The organism is Paenibacillus sp. PCH8 (assembly GCF_002968835.1).
Classification (GTDB): Bacteria; Bacillota; Bacilli; order Paenibacillales; family Paenibacillaceae; genus Paenibacillus.
On the sequence record NZ_PKQK01000001.1, the window covers coordinates 1,533,276 to 1,548,391 of the forward strand.

Annotated in this window: 15 protein-coding genes; 11 read left to right on the plus strand and 4 right to left on the minus strand. The window is 48.5% G+C overall.

Going from position 1 to position 15,116, the window contains the following annotated elements:
- Positions 1-789 precede the first annotated feature (789 nt).
- The 6 genes from C0Q44_RS06735 (at position 790) to C0Q44_RS06760 (ending at position 7,557) form a co-directional block, all read left to right on the plus strand.
- Entirely contained in the window at positions 790-1,707 is a 918-nt protein-coding gene (locus tag C0Q44_RS06735) for an ABC transporter permease (protein WP_258166194.1), read from the plus strand.
- 29 nt (positions 1,708-1,736) lie between these two features.
- Positions 1,737-2,618 (plus strand): carbohydrate ABC transporter permease, encoded by an 882-nt coding sequence (locus tag C0Q44_RS06740; RefSeq protein WP_105406579.1) that lies wholly within the window; start codon positions 1,737-1,739, stop codon positions 2,616-2,618.
- 59 nt (positions 2,619-2,677) lie between these two features.
- Positions 2,678-4,273, plus strand: coding sequence for an extracellular solute-binding protein (locus tag C0Q44_RS06745; RefSeq protein WP_105406580.1), 1,596 nt, complete (start codon positions 2,678-2,680; stop codon positions 4,271-4,273).
- Positions 4,274-4,305: 32 nt separating this feature from the next.
- The gene (locus tag C0Q44_RS06750) at positions 4,306-5,274 is read left to right on the plus strand and encodes a LacI family DNA-binding transcriptional regulator (RefSeq protein WP_181150880.1); all 969 of its coding nucleotides are present in this window, start codon (positions 4,306-4,308) and stop codon (positions 5,272-5,274) included.
- Positions 5,275-5,395: 121 nt separating this feature from the next.
- The gene (locus C0Q44_RS06755) at positions 5,396-6,508 is read left to right on the plus strand and encodes a glycoside hydrolase family 88/105 protein (RefSeq protein WP_105406582.1); all 1,113 of its coding nucleotides are present in this window, start codon (positions 5,396-5,398) and stop codon (positions 6,506-6,508) included.
- Positions 6,505-7,557 carry a pectinesterase family protein gene (locus tag C0Q44_RS06760; RefSeq protein ID WP_105406583.1) on the plus strand — a complete coding sequence of 351 codons (1,053 nt, stop codon included), beginning with the start codon at positions 6,505-6,507 and terminating at the stop codon, positions 7,555-7,557. Before C0Q44_RS06755 ends, C0Q44_RS06760 begins: the two co-directional genes overlap by 4 nt.
- Before the next feature lie 131 nt (positions 7,558-7,688).
- On the opposite strand, the gene C0Q44_RS06765 is transcribed toward C0Q44_RS06760, so the two are convergent.
- Both C0Q44_RS06765 and C0Q44_RS06770 read right to left on the minus strand, forming a co-directional pair.
- Positions 7,689-8,546, minus strand: a complete 858-nt coding sequence (locus tag C0Q44_RS06765; protein WP_105406584.1) for an aldo/keto reductase — start codon at positions 8,544-8,546, stop codon at positions 7,689-7,691.
- Positions 8,547-8,741: 195 nt separating this feature from the next.
- Positions 8,742-9,956 carry an MFS transporter gene (locus tag C0Q44_RS06770; RefSeq protein ID WP_105406585.1) on the minus strand — a complete coding sequence of 405 codons (1,215 nt, stop codon included), beginning with the start codon at positions 9,954-9,956 and terminating at the stop codon, positions 8,742-8,744.
- A 162-nt stretch (positions 9,957-10,118) separates the two neighbouring features.
- On the opposite strand from C0Q44_RS06770, the gene C0Q44_RS06775 reads away from it, so the two are divergent.
- The 3 genes from C0Q44_RS06775 (at position 10,119) to C0Q44_RS06785 (ending at position 11,789) form a co-directional block, all read left to right on the plus strand.
- Positions 10,119-10,514, plus strand: a complete 396-nt coding sequence (locus tag C0Q44_RS06775) for a winged helix-turn-helix transcriptional regulator (protein WP_105406586.1) — start codon at positions 10,119-10,121, stop codon at positions 10,512-10,514.
- Positions 10,511-11,188: a TIGR00266 family protein gene (locus tag C0Q44_RS06780; protein WP_105406587.1), complete on the plus strand. Its 678-nt coding sequence runs from the start codon at positions 10,511-10,513 to the stop codon at positions 11,186-11,188. The genes C0Q44_RS06775 and C0Q44_RS06780 overlap by 4 nt, the downstream gene beginning before the upstream one ends.
- A 139-nt stretch (positions 11,189-11,327) precedes the next feature.
- The gene (locus C0Q44_RS06785; protein ID WP_181150881.1) at positions 11,328-11,789 is read left to right on the plus strand and encodes a MarR family winged helix-turn-helix transcriptional regulator; all 462 of its coding nucleotides are present in this window, start codon (positions 11,328-11,330) and stop codon (positions 11,787-11,789) included.
- Between the two features lie 143 nt (positions 11,790-11,932).
- Here C0Q44_RS06785 and C0Q44_RS06790 read toward each other — a convergent pair whose 3' ends face one another.
- Positions 11,933-12,907, minus strand: a complete 975-nt coding sequence (locus C0Q44_RS06790; protein ID WP_105406589.1) for an aldo/keto reductase — start codon at positions 12,905-12,907, stop codon at positions 11,933-11,935.
- A gap of 112 nt (positions 12,908-13,019) precedes the next feature.
- Between C0Q44_RS06790 and C0Q44_RS06795 the strand changes: the two genes are divergently transcribed.
- Entirely contained in the window at positions 13,020-14,072 is a 1,053-nt protein-coding gene (locus tag C0Q44_RS06795; protein WP_308737392.1) for an LCP family protein, read from the plus strand.
- On the opposite strand, the gene C0Q44_RS06800 is transcribed toward C0Q44_RS06795, so the two are convergent.
- Positions 14,025-14,561, minus strand: coding sequence for a P-loop nucleotide/nucleoside kinase family protein (locus C0Q44_RS06800; protein WP_258166195.1), 537 nt, complete (start codon positions 14,559-14,561; stop codon positions 14,025-14,027). The two genes, C0Q44_RS06795 and C0Q44_RS06800, sit on opposite strands and share 48 nt — an antisense overlap.
- Here C0Q44_RS06800 and C0Q44_RS06805 point away from each other — a divergent pair.
- Entirely contained in the window at positions 14,527-14,976 is a 450-nt protein-coding gene (locus tag C0Q44_RS06805; protein WP_258166196.1) for an MFS transporter, read from the plus strand. The two genes, C0Q44_RS06800 and C0Q44_RS06805, sit on opposite strands and share 35 nt — an antisense overlap.
- Positions 14,977-15,116: the final 140 nt, after the last annotated feature.

The following is a 15,116-nucleotide window of genomic DNA, read 5'->3' on the forward strand; positions in this document are numbered from 1 at the left end:
ATTGTAGTCACAAAATCAGTGGTGTTTCAATGTGTACTGATGTAGCTTGGCCGATCTCGGCGCAGGAATACAGCACACACGCCCAGCAGCGGCAAATAGAAGCATAACTTGATCACAAATGTAATGCTGGTGATATCAATTAAGGAACCTAGCACAACCGACCCAAGTCCCGCCATGCCTAAGAACAATGGGTTATGGTTTTACGTGAAGTTGATGCAGATATCATTTTGTTTGGGGAATGAATCATTCATTGACAGTCGTGAGTAAGTTCAAGGCAAGGGGGTATGGGGAGCTTTTAGATGTTCAGTCTGAAGTACAGAAGTTGCTAGAGCCAAAGGCGACCTTCTATCGCAGAGTTCAAGAAATAAAATAAAATAAAACAAATGCAAAAAGAACCTCGTAAAGAGGTGCTTCGTTTAAGGATCATATTGTAGGGCGGCGTATCCTGATCTCTAGTGTGCGAGACTGCGTTCAGAGAGGGAGAGCCTGCCACTGATATTTGTTGTTGCCAAACGCTGGAGACTTTGCTAAGATGATAAAAAGTTAATGTAAGCGATTACATTTAAGGTAAAATTACAACGTTGTAATTATGGTTTGGTAAACCAGATAAACACTATTGTTGTATCAATACATGTTAAATATTCTGTTTTTTTATTGGTTTTATACCAATTTAAGAGAGGGTAGTAGATGTATTCTTTGGGTATCCCTAATCCATATACGAATTGTGTGGGTCATACCCGTCTTAAAATTCAAACGTTGTAATTATGAAATGAAGGGAAGTGTTATAAGGTGAAAAAACGCATGTCCACGTTGTTCAGCCTGATCAGAAGGGATAAGTATCTGCTACTGATGTTTTCGCCGATCTTTCTGTATTACCTCATCTTTATGTACGTTCCCATGCCTGGTGTATTGCTCGCATTTCGCAATTTTATGCCGGGTCAGGGCATGTTCAGTGGGGAATGGGTGGGCTTGCGCTGGTTTGAGCAGTTCGTGAACTCTATTTACTTCTGGAGGTTGCTGCGTAACACGTTCTTGCTCGCCTTCCTGCCACTTCTGTTCGGTTTCTCCATCCCCATCCTATTTGCAGTTTGTATCGTAGAGATCAAGAACCGGACATTCAAGCGTTTTGCCCAGACGGTTACGTATCTTCCCCACTTTATCTCCACTGTGGTCGTGGCCGGTATGATTATCAACTTTCTGTCCCCCACCGATGGCATCGTGAACACGCTAATCGCCAAGATGGGCATGGATAAAGTGAACTTCATGATGGAGGCCGGCTGGTTCCGTACCCTCTTCACCAGCTCCGATATCTGGCAGAGCTTCGGCTTCAGTTCCATCATCTATATTGCAGCCATTATGGGCATTGACCCCGAGATGTATGATTCCGGCAAAATTGACGGCGTCAACAAGTTTCAGGAGCTGTGGCACCTGACCCTTCCCAGCATCAAACCAACCATCGTCATTCTATTGCTGCTATCACTTGGCGGCATCATGAGCGTAGGCTTCGAGAAGGTATATCTGCTCTATAACGGAGCCACCTACGAGACTGCCGACGTATTGTCTACTTACGTCTACCGGATGGGGATTGAAGGACAGAACTATGGTTTTGCAACAGCCGTAGGCTTGTTCAACTCCATTATCACGTTTGTGCTTGTCTTTGCAGCCAATACGATGACCCGCCGCCTAACCAAGATGTCACTCTGGTAAGACCATAACCCAGCCAAAGGAGACCCTGTATGCAAAAATCGAGAAGTGACCGGTTGTTCTACGGTTTTGTCTACCTGCTGACCATCGTGGCGGTCATTGTCACGCTGTATCCCTTCTTGTACGTAATCAGCATTTCGTTCAGTTCGGTGGATGCCATCGCCAAGCAAAAAGTAGTGTTATGGCCCGTGGGTTTTACCCTGTCAGGGTACCAGATGGTACTGCAATATAAGGAGCTATGGGTTTCGTTCTACAACACCCTCTGGTACACCGTGGTTGGCACGCTGTTGAACATTGTGGCAACGTGCCTCGCCGCTTTCCCATTATCCAGACAATCATTTTTTCTGCGCCGCAAGCTGAATTTCTTCATCGCCTTCACCATGTATTTCTCAGGAGGACTCATACCGGTCTACATGCTGATTACATCACTCGGTCTGTACAACACCCGCTGGGTGATGGTGCTGCCTGTGTTGGTCATTACGTTTAATGTCATGATCTGCCGATCGGCTTTCGAGGGTATTCCGAATGAGATTTTCGAGAGTGCCAGTATTGACGGTGCCAACGAAATGACGATGCTATACCGCTTGGCTGTTCCGATCATTAAGCCGACACTTGCTGTACTTACTCTGTATTATGCGGTATTCCACTGGAACAATTTCTTCTCGGCCCTGTTATATCTGGGCAAACAGGATATGCAGCCCTTACAGATGTTCCTGCGAAGGGTGTTGATCATGGCTTCTCCCGAAGTGATGCAGAAAATGGGTGGCACGATGACTTCCGGTGCGCTGGCGGTCTCTACACTTCAGGTTCGATATGTATCCATTGTGGTCAGCATTCTGCCTATTGTTACGATATACCCTTTTATCCAGCGGTACTTCGTCAAGGGAATTACCCTCGGAGCCGTGAAAGGATAGCCTGATTTACCCGAGCATCAAGGTTCATTAGTGTGGTTCATACCAAGGAGGAATGATGGATGAGATTCAAAGGGGAAGGAAGAAAAAGCGTAATGGCAGCGATACTGGCAATCAGCCTTGCGGGTTGTAGCGGAGGAACAGGGACAGGAACGGATGCGGGGAATAGTCCATCCAGTACGGAACCGGCATTCAATTACACCGGAGCGGGACCGGTAACGGATCAGCCGGATGCGAAGTTGTCTGTGCTCGGAACCAATGCATGGACGACCAATGTGGATCTGTCTACAGCCGCCATCGTGAAGAAAATTGAGAGCAACGCAGGTGTGACAGTCGATTGGGATCTGATTCCCCCGCAGAACTATGCAGATGCCGTGAATCCAAGGCTGGCTGCCGGTACAGGGTTGCCGGATATCGTCTACCTGCCGGATCAGGATCAGCTGATGAAATACATTAACAGTGGCCTGTTTATCCCGATTAATGAGCTGGTGGAGAAGTATGGAGTCAATCTCAAAAAAATATATGAAAAGTCACCTTCGGTCAAAGCGAGTTTAACGGCGCCAGATGGTAAAATGTATTATATCCCGCAACAGACGCTCACCAGAAACTATATGCCTGTATTTATGATCAATCAGCGCTGGCTGAAGAAGCTGGGCATGAGCGAGCCTGCCACGCTGGATGAGTTCACGGCGATGCTGCGCAAATTCAAGACTGATGATCCGAACGGCAATGGGCAGGCTGATGAAGTTCCGCTGTCCATGGAGTCGAAGTTTGTATCGATGGCATTTGGTCCTGCCTTTGGTCTGGATCTGTCCAATCAGTTCTATGCGGACGATCAGGGCAAGGTACATTTCAGTTATTATGAGCCTGCCTACAAGGAATATGTGACCTATCTAAATGGATTGTATAAGGAAGGGCTGCTTGGCGTGGATTATGCCAGCACCACTAGTGATCAGGTAACCTCCCGCATCTCCCAGGATGTGACCGGAGCGACGTTTAATTTTAGCTGGTACATGTCGATGGTCTACAGCCCGCTGTTCAAGGATTACAATCCGAAAGAGCCGATCTTCAAAGGCATTCTGCCATTGAAAGGACCGAATGGAGACCAGTTCTATGTAGGACGCACACCGGTAAGTGGTATCTTCGGCATTACACGTGACAGCAAGAATCCGGAGCTTGCCTTCCGCTTCCTGGATTATGCGGTAAGTGACGAGGCACAGACGTATTATACATGGGGCATCAAGGACGACACGTATACCGAAGAGAATGGCGTGAAGACATTCACGGACAAAGGCAAAGACAATGAATACATTCAGAAGCTCGGTATCGGACCGGTCAATCTGCCTAATATTCAATCCACCGACTCTGCCGATTCCGTTGTAGCAGAATGGCATGCCAAGCTCGATAAGGAACTGGAACCGTATATTCGTGAACCGTTCCCGTTTGTCTACGCGCTGCCCGATGAAGCCAGTGTGGAGAGTATGGCGATGCCGGATATCACGACATATGTGGAAGAGATGAACTTCAAATTTATTAGCGGCGATGCCAGTCTGGATCAGTTCGACAGTTATATTGAAACATTGAAAAAGATGAATATTGAGCAGGTTATTGCGGGCAGACAGGCGCAGTATGATCGGTACAAAGCTGCTCAGCAATAAGTTTCCCAAGGTATGAGAGGTGTTGATTGATTTTGATAACCATTAAAGACATTGCCAAACTGGCGGGGGTGAGCTATAGCACGGTCTCCAAGGCGCTGAACGATGATCCGCGGATCAAACCTGCGACGAAACAGAAGGTGCTCGCGGTTGCAGAGAAACACCAATATCGTAGAAACATCATGGCACGGCAACTCTCCACGGGTAGAAGTAATATTATCGGATTTGTGCTGGATGAGCTGAGTAATCCATTGTTCTCTAATATATCGGGCAATCTGCACGCCGAGCTCAAGAAGCGGGGATACCAGATGATTCTGGTCGTCGCCGATGACGGGTTGGATGTCTTCAGCCAGCTTCGTGTGGATGGATGTATTCTGTGGGATTATGCCTTGGACAATCGGGATGTATTCTGGAAAAAGTTCGCGACCCTCAACATGCCATGTTTCGTGCTGGGTACGGATGAGGCCCCGAATTCTCCATACATCAAGATTGATCGTAAAGAAGGTATATTCAGAGCCGTCGAGCATCTGAAATCGCTGGGTCATACCCGCATCGGTTTTATCGGTAACTCGCAGAATATCAAACTGGAAGGATACAGGGAAGCGATGCAGCGCACAGGTCTGATGTTCAACGAAGACCATGTGCTGCCAGCACATTCCTCTTGGGAGGACGGGTATTTTGCCATTCGCCAATATTCATTTGGTCTGGGGTCACCGACGGCTTTTATCGGACTGAACAATCTGGTGACCCGGGGGGCGCTACGAGCCTTGCTTGAAGCGGGTTACAGCGTACCCCGGGATATATCATTAATCGGTTACGATGATCTGCCGGATATGCAATATGCTGAAGTTGCCCTGACGACGATCGGGCCGCCACTGGATGAACTTGCTGCTCAGGCGGCAGAGCTGATCGTATCGTTGATCCGTGATGAACAGGTGGATTATCCAGTGGTTATACAGCCTAAGCTGAATCATCGGAATTCAACGGCGATCTGCCGGCAGTGAATGTCGGCAGCTTCATCCTCTTTTGCACTGTGTGATGCCAGGTTGGGGAGCATGAACAACATAATCAGACGTACGTGTGCAGGGTAGAGGTGGTACAACAACATTCAAGGAGGTGTCCGTTATGCAGGTACAGACGCAGTTATCCTGGTCTGAGCGGATAGCAGAGACGATTATCCAGCAATGTGATGGTGATGGCTATCATGCGTTTCCTTCGGAACGATGGGCTTATGTTCAGGGAATGACACTCATGGCAATGGCGCAAACGGGTGAACAGTATGGTAAGGACGAGTATATTGCTTTTATGAAAAGACATATGGACAAGTATGTACAGCAAGATGGCTCCATCGCAACCTACTCTCTCGAAGAATACAATCTGGATCAAATCAATCAGGGCAAAAATCTGTTCGGGCTGATGAATGCAACCGGAGATCAGCGTTACACGGAAGCAGCACATCTGCTGGCGGCGCAACTTGCAGGACAACCCAGAACATCCGAGGGCGGATTCTGGCACAAAAAGATCTATCCATTCCAGATGTGGCTGGACGGATTGTACATGTCATCGCCTTTTCTGGCTCAGTACGCAAAGACGTTCAATCGACCGGAATTATGGGATGAGGTGGCCCATCAGATCCTATTGATTGAACGTAAGACACGTGATCCACGCACCGGGCTGCTCTATCATGGCTGGGATGAATCGAAGGAGCAGGTCTGGGCTGATTCCATGACGGGATGCTCCGCACACTTCTGGAGTCGTGCGATGGGTTGGTATGCCATGGCGATTGTAGACAGTGTGGAGCATTTCCCTGTGAATCATCCTAAGCGTGGCACAATCATTGGTATCTTCGAGCGGATGTGTAACGCACTGGTTCAGGTGCAGGAGCAGGAGAGTGGACTGTGGTTCCAGGTGCTCGATCAGGGTCACCGCCAAGGCAACTACCTGGAAGCTTCCGGCTCAAGCATGTTTGTGTATGCACTTGCGAAGGGCGTGCGGTTGCGTTATCTGGAGCCGAATTTCAGAGCGGCGGCAGAGAAAGGCTGGCAGGGATTGACCTCCAGATTGGTGGAGGAAACGGCTGACGGTGTGAAGCTGAATGGAATCTGTCACGGGGCAGGGCTGAGTCTGGACCGGGACGGCTCCTATAGCTACTATGTGAGCGAAGCGATTGTAAGCGATTCCTATATGGGAGTTGCTCCGCTCCTGCTGGCTGCGCTGGAAATGGAGCGATTGCCATGAACAAGCAGGTGTCAGCGGAGATCGATCAGGACCCGTCTATCCGTTGTTATACTGTTGCACGAGACGGGAGTGGTGATTTCGATACGATTCAAGCTGCTATTGATGCGATGCCAGACCATGCCACTGACAAGCAGGAGATCCGAATTAAACCAGGCGTATATTACGAGAAACTGGATATTGAGAAGCCCAAGATTCATCTGGTTGGTGAGGGAGCAGAGCAGACCGTGATTACGTATGATGATTATGCGCTGAAGAAATTCCCGAATGGAGAGCTGTATCATACCTTTCATTCTTATACAGCCTTCATTGGAGCAGATGATTTTACAGCAGAGCGACTTTCATTCGTTAATTCAGCTGGGCCGGGCAAGGTGGCAGGTCAGGCGTTGGCGGTGTATGTGGATGGTGACCGGGCCGCATTTCGTGGGTGTCGCTTCATCGGCCATCAGGATACGATCTTTACGGGTCCGCTGCCAGAGCAGCCAATGGATCGAAGTTTCTTCGGTGGTCCGCGTGATGGGGCCGAACGGCGGAAGCTGCGCCAATACTATGAGGACTGTTATATTGAGGGCGATGTGGATTTTATTTTTGGCTCGGCTACGGCTGTGTTTCAGGGCTGTGAGATTTTTGCCAAAAAACGTGTATCGGATGACGTTGCGACAGAGGGAGAGGTGAATGGCTGGATTACTGCGGCTTCTACACCGGAAGATGTGCCTTACGGCTATGTATTTATGGATTGTGATCTGACCAGTAACGCCCCCGCTCAGTCCGTATATCTGGGCAGACCGTGGCGAAATCATGCCAAAGTCTGCTTCCTGAACTGCTGGATGGGTGCCCATGTGAAGCAAGAGGGCTGGCATAACTGGAACAAAGCCGAGGCCGAGGCCACTGTGGTTTATGCAGAGTATAATAGCGCTGGGCCTGGTACGGGTCATGCTTCGGGTCGTGTACCCTGGGCCAAGCTACTGACCGAGCAGGAAGCAGCGGAATACACTCGATCCCGCGTGCTGTCGGGTGAGGATGGCTGGAAGCCGTTCAAGGAAACGGAATAAGTGCAGATCTTCGTAAGTTATGTACCTAAAATAAGTAAAAAAGCCTCCACACTCCCGCAGATCACACAGGAGGGGTGGAGGCTTTACAGTTTCAGTGATTGATCTCCAGATCAGTTAAAGTCCGACTCCAATTAGAAATCAAAGTTATCCGGGTCAGGTCCAACGCGAACATCTTCGTTCAGGGCGCTGATCTGATCCATCTCTTCATCTGAAAGCTCAAAGTCGAAGATGGAGGAGTTCTCGATAATCCGATGTTCCTTGGTGGACTTCGGAATGGTGATGACCCCATTTTGCAGATCCCAACGCAGGATTACTTGTGCAACCGATTTGCCTTTGGCTGAAGCAATCCCGTTGAGCACCGAATTGTCCAGCAACTGGCCTTGCATCAATGGAGACCAAGCTTCGAGCTGAATTCCATGCTGTTCGCAGAATGCTTTAAGTGGGCCCTGTGTCAGACGAGGGTGGTATTCCACCTGATTGACCATCGGTTTCACTTTTGCATCCTGCATCAGATCTTCGAGATGATGAATCTGGAAGTTGCTTACGCCGATTGCCTTAATGCGGCCTGCTGCGTACAGCTCCTCCATCGCTTTCCAGGCTGCTTTATATTTGCCTGCCTTAGGCCAGTGAATCAGATACAAGTCCAGATATTCCAATCCCAATTTGTTCAATGTGGTATCGAAAGCCGCAAGTGTCTCTTCATATCCGAGGTCTGCATTCCATACTTTGGAGGTAATAAAAAGCTCTTCACGGCTCAAGTTGTTTTCTTGCAAAGCTTCTGCAATACCTTGACCAACACCGGATTCATTACCGTAGATTGCCGCAGTATCGATGCTGCGGTAGCCGTGTTTAATTGCGCTTTTCACAGCTTCGATCAATTCTGATCCTTCTTCCACCTTGAATACGCCGAGTCCGAACCAGGGCATATGAACACCGTTATGCAGAGTTACTGTAGATTGTAAATGTTGTGCTGTTTGAGCGGTTGTCATGAGAATTCCTCCTTCGAATGTGTAAAAATCAGTCATTTAAAGCTGAATTGCCGTTATTTCATCATACAAAATCAAATCATAGTAGATCAAATTGGGTTCAACGTATATAGTATAGTTAAATACGCTCTGAAACCGGTTCCCCTCCAAGGCTGGAACCGATATACAAAAGGGCGAGTCCAATGATCGGGATGAAACTTAGAACGAAGCTTTCTCCATCTCGTCTGGTAGATGTTGATCCTTGCTTTCCAGCATTTTAGCCCATGCGGTTAGAATTACCGCTGCGAGAACCATCAAGGCTCCCACCCATGTCGTGTGAATCAAACCTATGGAGTCATTGATCACACCACCCAGATAGGCACCAATGGCAATGCCTGCATTAAATGCGGCAATGTTAAAAGCTGAGGCTACATCCTTGGCCTGTGGTGCATATCGTTCAGCTAAGGTTACAACATACATCTGAAGACCAGGCACATTCATGAAGGCAAGCAGGCCCATGCCCATAATGGTGAGCAGTGCTGCCAACTTGAACGGGACGGTGAAGTACATCACGCCCAGAATGAGGGTCTGAATGATGAACATGTAGAAGAGGGCCTTGAGCGGGTTACGGTTGGCTGCTCTGCCGCCGATGATATTGCCGACAGCAATGGCGATTCCGTACAACAACAGAATGAACGCTACTGTTTTCTCGGAATACCCGCTGATATCATGCAATAACGGGGACAGATACGTAAAGACAACAAATGTGCCTCCGTACCCAACGGCAGTGATGGCAAAGGCAAGCAGCAAGCGTCCACCGGTAACCAGCTTCAGCTGATCCCGAAATGTCGTTCGTGTTCCGCGTTTCAACGTGGATGGTACGAGTATGAGGTTGCCGATCATCGCAACGATGCCAACAACAACAATCAGGATAAAGGCAGCGCGCCAGCCCCAATGTTGACCAATCAGTGTGCCCAGAGGTACGCCGGTTACCGTGGCAATCGTTAGTCCGGAGAACATGATGGCAATGGCACTTGCCCTGCGGTTGGCAGGTACCAGATCAGCTGCAATGGTTGAGCCGATGGACATGAATACCCCGTGTGCCAGAGCGGATACTACTCGTGCAATGAGCAGCATGGTGATTCCCGTCGATAGCGCAGCCAACGTATTACCTGCAATGAAGACAACCATGATGGCAAGCAGTAGCGTCTTGCGTGATAGGGTAGACGTCAGCGAGGTCAGAACAGGAGCCCCAAAGGTAACGCCCAGGGCATATAAAGTAACGGTCAGTCCCGCTGTAGTTACGGAAATGCCGAGGTCATCTGCAATGAGGGGCAACAGCCCAACGCTGATAAACTCTGTGGTACCGATAGCGAATGCACTAATGGCCAGCGCCAGAAGCGCCCACGTGCTGCGTTTTGAATCTTGTAACATTTCTTACTCAACTCCCCAGAATGTAGATTTACGTACCGGCAAATGCTATTATGAATTATTCGGTATACATTGAATAGTACGTACTTTTTAGTACCCTACGTACTTTTTGGTGCCTATAGCATTGGTCGGTTGTAATTCAATTCATCAGGGAGGAAGAAAGTGATGGTCAGAAAAAAATATAACATTTCGGTGGAAGCTACCCTTGAGGTCATCGGTGGCAAGTGGAAATGCGTCATTCTCTGTCATCTGACTCACGGGAAGAGAAGAACCAGTGATCTCAAGCGTATTATGCCCGCAATCACACAGAAAATGTTAACACAGCAACTGAGAGAGCTGGAACACGACGGGATTGTGAACCGAATCGTATATAATCAGGTCCCTCCCAAGGTGGAGTATGAACTGAGTGAATATGGAAGGAGTCTGGAGCCCATTCTCAATGCACTCTGTAATTGGGGAGACCAGCATATTGTGAAGGAATACGGAGACAAGTCAACCGTGTTGGAAGATAATGGGCTTAATGATTTTAACTCTGACAACAGGGAGCTGGTCCAACCATGAATTATGAGATTTTATATGATGGTGCTTTTGCGATGCTCAAGGTTCATCTGCAGCGGGGAGAGCGGTTCAAAGCTGAGAGTGGTGCCATGGTATCCATGACACCGACGGTTGAACTGAAAGGCTCGGCAGAAGGTGGAATGCTCGCCGGGTTTGGTCGGATGCTGAGCGGAGAGAAGTTCTTCTTTCAGGAATTGACGGCTGCCGGGGGATCGGCTGAGATTCTGCTCTCCCCTTCAAGCATGGGTGATGTAGAAGCTGTTGAGTTGGACGGCTCCTATTCACTCTATGTGCAGAAAGACGGATTCCTGGCAGGAACCGAGGGTATCCAGGTGAATACCAAAATGCAAAATTTGAAGAAGGGTCTCTTTTCGGGAGAAGGTTTCTTCATTATTGAAATTAGCGGGCGAGGTACGGTGTTCCTGTCTTCCTATGGTGCAATCCACGCGATCAATCTGGCTGCGGGTGAAGAAATGATTGTGGATAACGCCCATTTGGTGGCATGGCCCCATTATGTAGATTACCGTATTGAGAAAGCTTCACAAGGCTGGTTATCCAGTGTGACAAGTGGAGAAGGATTGGTATGCAGGTTCCGTGGGGAAGGAACCATTCTGATACAGAGCCGCAATCCGCAAGGATTCGGACAATGGGTGAAGCAGTTTATCCCTGCGCGCTAATTATTTATTTTTGCAGAAGAACACACAGAGTTGCAACGGATGTGTTTCCATCATCGTTATATGAATAACGGACTTGCTTGCTCTAATGTCTGATGGGTTCACATTCTGCTGCATAAGTCGCACATCATGGAGGTATGAAATGACTAGCTCACAGTATAAAAATGCACAGGAAAGTCCGGGATACCTGCTCTGGCAGGTTACAGCGATGTGGCAAAAAGAAGTACGCAGGGTGCTGGAGCCCCTCGAACTGACACAACCGCAATTTGTATTGTTGCACGCCTGTTTATGGCTCAATGAACATGATGAGGAGGGCAAGGGCGTAACCCAGGTTCAGATTGCCCAATTTGCCAAAGTGGACGTTAACGTGACTTCACAGGTTCTGCGTGCTCTTGAAAAGAGAGGGTTGATTACCCGTGCTCGTCATCAGACGGATACACGTGCCAATATTATTACAACGACGGAAGAAGGAACCCGATTGGCCGTTGAAGGAATTCATCTGTGTGAGGAGTCGGACAAGGCGTTCTTCGAAACTTTGGATGATCGCAAGGAAGTGTACTTGGAAATCATGCAGGAGTTTCTTCGCCAAAAAACAGAGGGTTAATTCATAACATAAATTTTTTTGTTCTATTAAACTACAGATTGTAGTGAAAATGGAAGTTTTTATAATTTATCACCTTATGATATATATGCCAGATACCAAATAAACCTCCCAACGCTAGTATAGGGAGGTTTATTTCAGTTGCTTCAATCCATTCGGTAGGACGCAAACGGCTCACGGCGGCGGAAAGAGTCACTGATCTGATCCAGATCGGACAACAGCTCATCAGGCAGTGACAAGTCCAGACTTGCGAGATTGTGTTCCAGCTGTTCAGTGCGTGTAGCACCGACAATCACTGTGGATACAGCCGGGCGTGTCAGTAGCCATGCGAGGGACAGCACGCTCGGGGAGCACCCATATGAGGCGGCTTTTGCACTTACTTGTTCACTTAGCTGTATGTTATGTTCCAGCAGAAAACGGTTGAATGAAGGGTCCGTGTCTGCTCTGGAACCGGAAGGCACGCTTGTTTGCCCATTATATTTCCCCGACAGAATACCGCCTGCCAACGGGAAATAAGGGATAATGCCAACACCCTGATCGAGACACATCGGGATCAGTTCAAGCTCGGGTGTGCGATCGGCCAGTGAGTAGCTGGTCTGGGTAGAGATGTAACGCACATAGCCTTTCAGCTCACTGGTGCCCAAGGCTTTCATCAGTTCCCAAGCTGCATAGTTGGAGGCGCCGATGTAACGGACTTTGCCGGAAGTGACCATGTCGTCCAGTGTGCGCAGTGTCTCATCCAGCGGTGTATGCGGGTCAAAGGTATGGATCTGATACAGATCCACATAATCCGTCTGCAGACGCCGCAGGCTATGTTCCAGCTCTTGTTTCAAATGGTAGCGGGAGGAACCGCGTCCATGAGGGCCATCATGCCGGGGCAAGCCGGCTTTGGTCGCAAGCACAGCGTTTTCCCGTCGACCTGCGAGGGCCTGTCCAATAATACGTTCCGATTCTGTTCCGGCGTAGATGTTGGCAGTATCTATAAAGTTGATGCCCTGATCCAGCGCAGTATGAATAATACGGGTAGAAGCCGCTTCATCCGCGCGTTTGCCGAATGCATTCGTGCCAAGCCCCAGTGCCGACACGCGTAAACCGCTGTTGCCCAAACGTCGATATTCCATCATTCATCGCTCCCTCTGTGTATGCATTGGTATAGCCGATTATAACGTAATCTATTGAAAACGTGTTATTAATATAGTTAAATGATTCTAAGAACCCGTTATTAAAGGAGACATGATGGAAAACAGTGCTGCACATTTAACCAGACGGAAACCGAAGAAACCGAAGAAGAGATGGAAGAAGCCATTGATCATCACCTTGAGCGTACTGATTGTGCTTGGAGGACTCGGATTTATCTATCAAAAACAACTCGTCCTGCTGGCATTTAACATGTTCGCCTCGGGTACGGTGAAGGAAGCTCTGGATGATTCCTACAAGCCAGCTGGCGACAAGGATGCCCCCGTTGTGGAACATACCGACCCATTCTCGTTATTGCTGCTCGGCATTGACCAACGCGATAACGAACCAAGTCGTTCGGATACCATCATCTATTCTGTCGTTCGTCCAGAAGATAACAAAGTGCTGCTACTCTCCATTCCGCGTGACTCCTATACGGAAATTGTAGGTCGGGATGTGAAATCGAAGATTAACTCAGCGTATGCCCACGGTGAAGCCAAGATGGCGATGGATACGGTAGAGAAGCTGTTGGGGAACAAAGTGGATTTCTATGCCGCGATTAATTTTAACGGATTGAAAGATATTGTCGATGCGGTTGGCGGTGTTGAATTGCCAATTAAGAAGAATATCGAGAACAAATCAAAAGCGCATGAGAAACTGTTCGTTGAAGCGAATAAACCGATCTATAGTGGCGAAGAAGCGCTGGGTTATGTGCGTTACCGGGAAGATTCCGATTTCAATCGGACGATGCGTCACCGGATTTTCCTAAGTGCCTTCATGAATCGTGCGCTGGAGGTCAAAAATCTGACCAAGATCCCGGACGTAATCCAGATTGCCGGATCGAATTTTACAACCAATATGACTTCGGACTTCATTGTGAAGTTTGCCGAGTCTCTATATATGAAAGACAGTGCACCAACGATCAGCAACTATATGCTGAAGGGTGATGGCGCAACGCGCAGTGGCACATGGTATTACGATCTGTCAGAGGACGATCTGCAATATGTGCAAGGGATGATCGCCAATTGGCTGGACCCGGATGCGACGCAAGTGATTGAGCCGTCATCGGAACCAGCATCTGATAATAGCGGGTCCGGGGGTACAAACTAACACAGTCTGTTGTGCTGAAAAACATAGCGAAGTGCACGAAGGGCCAGACGCCTTTCGTGCATTTTTTGATCGTATAGGGTCAAGGAGTACTTTACGGTGCTTCAGTTTGGTTTCCCACAATCCGTATCGTGATTTTACTTCCACCCTCAGCACCACAGGAGTAACAGCTTCCCAATCATATTTGGCAGTCAAATGATCAATGTAATCGCTTTTATGAAAATAGCCGCCAAAAGGTGCATCCAGAATGATAGATCTGCCCAACTGCAGATTGTCGTTCGCCACATCTAATAACGTTTCATATTCAAGGTCCATAACGGTATCGCGGTAATAGGCGTTGACATCGCGATCATGAGGCGAATACCCGTGCGCTTCCAGAAGCTTTCCCGTAAAAGTGTTGCATACGACATCTTTATCTAGATAACCAAAGTGATGTTCAGCAGCTAGTTTTTTACCTATGGTGGATTTGCCCGAACCGGCGCAGATGATCAAAGGACCGGATGCGGTTCTAGATCAGAGCGTAAACGTGAACGTGAATGCGAATGTGGCAGCGGATGCACCCAAAGCCAACTGGGGATCGCTATTCAAACATAAAAGCACTTGGTTTATGATCATCGGTAATTTCGGCATCATGTTCACGATCTGGGTATACCTGACGTGGCTTCCCAGTTATCTGGAGAAGGAGCAAGGCTTCACGTTGAAAGAGACAGGCTGGATTGCCTCCATTCCGTTCGTAGCAGGTATTATCGGTGTTTTGTTAGGCGGATTTATCTCGGACTTTTTCATTCGGCGAGGGGTTAATGCGGTCACTCCACCGAAGATTCCGATTGTTGGCGGGGCTATTCTGGCGGCGGCTTCGGCAGCTTCAATAATGTATTCTTGTTGGGAGCGGGTCTGCTTCTTCTAGGTGCGATATCCTACGGTGTATTCTTGAAAAAACCGATTCACCAGGCAACTCGCTAAAATAGTAAAGCAACGCGAAGTTAACTATATTCGAAGCGTCAGTATTCCTACGGTTTGGATTGTACAACCGGGAGTGCTGATGCT

Bases quoted from the DNA above. Each gene is read 5' to 3' on its own strand.
- C0Q44_RS06785 (WP_181150881.1), top strand. From the start codon at position 11,328: ATGACTAGCTCACAGTATAAAAATGCACAGGAAAGTCCGGGATACCTG.
- C0Q44_RS06760 (WP_105406583.1), top strand. From the start codon at position 6,505: ATGAACAAGCAGGTGTCAGCGGAGATCGATCAGGACCCGTCTATCCGT.
- C0Q44_RS06770 (WP_105406585.1), bottom strand. From the start codon at position 9,956: ATGTTACAAGATTCAAAACGCAGCACGTGGGCGCTTCTGGCGCTGGCC.
- C0Q44_RS06795 (WP_308737392.1), top strand. From the start codon at position 13,020: ATGATGGAAAACAGTGCTGCACATTTAACCAGACGGAAACCGAAGAAA.
- C0Q44_RS06765 (WP_105406584.1), bottom strand. From the start codon at position 8,546: ATGACAACCGCTCAAACAGCACAACATTTACAATCTACAGTAACTCTG.
- C0Q44_RS06745 (WP_105406580.1), top strand. From the start codon at position 2,678: ATGAGATTCAAAGGGGAAGGAAGAAAAAGCGTAATGGCAGCGATACTG.
- C0Q44_RS06775 (WP_105406586.1), top strand. From the start codon at position 10,119: ATGGTCAGAAAAAAATATAACATTTCGGTGGAAGCTACCCTTGAGGTC.
- C0Q44_RS06755 (WP_105406582.1), top strand. From the start codon at position 5,396: ATGCAGGTACAGACGCAGTTATCCTGGTCTGAGCGGATAGCAGAGACG.
- C0Q44_RS06790 (WP_105406589.1), bottom strand. From the start codon at position 12,907: ATGGAATATCGACGTTTGGGCAACAGCGGTTTACGCGTGTCGGCACTG.
- C0Q44_RS06740 (WP_105406579.1), top strand. From the start codon at position 1,737: ATGCAAAAATCGAGAAGTGACCGGTTGTTCTACGGTTTTGTCTACCTG.
- C0Q44_RS06780 (WP_105406587.1), top strand. From the start codon at position 10,511: ATGAATTATGAGATTTTATATGATGGTGCTTTTGCGATGCTCAAGGTT.
- C0Q44_RS06805 (WP_258166196.1), top strand. From the start codon at position 14,527: ATGGTGGATTTGCCCGAACCGGCGCAGATGATCAAAGGACCGGATGCG.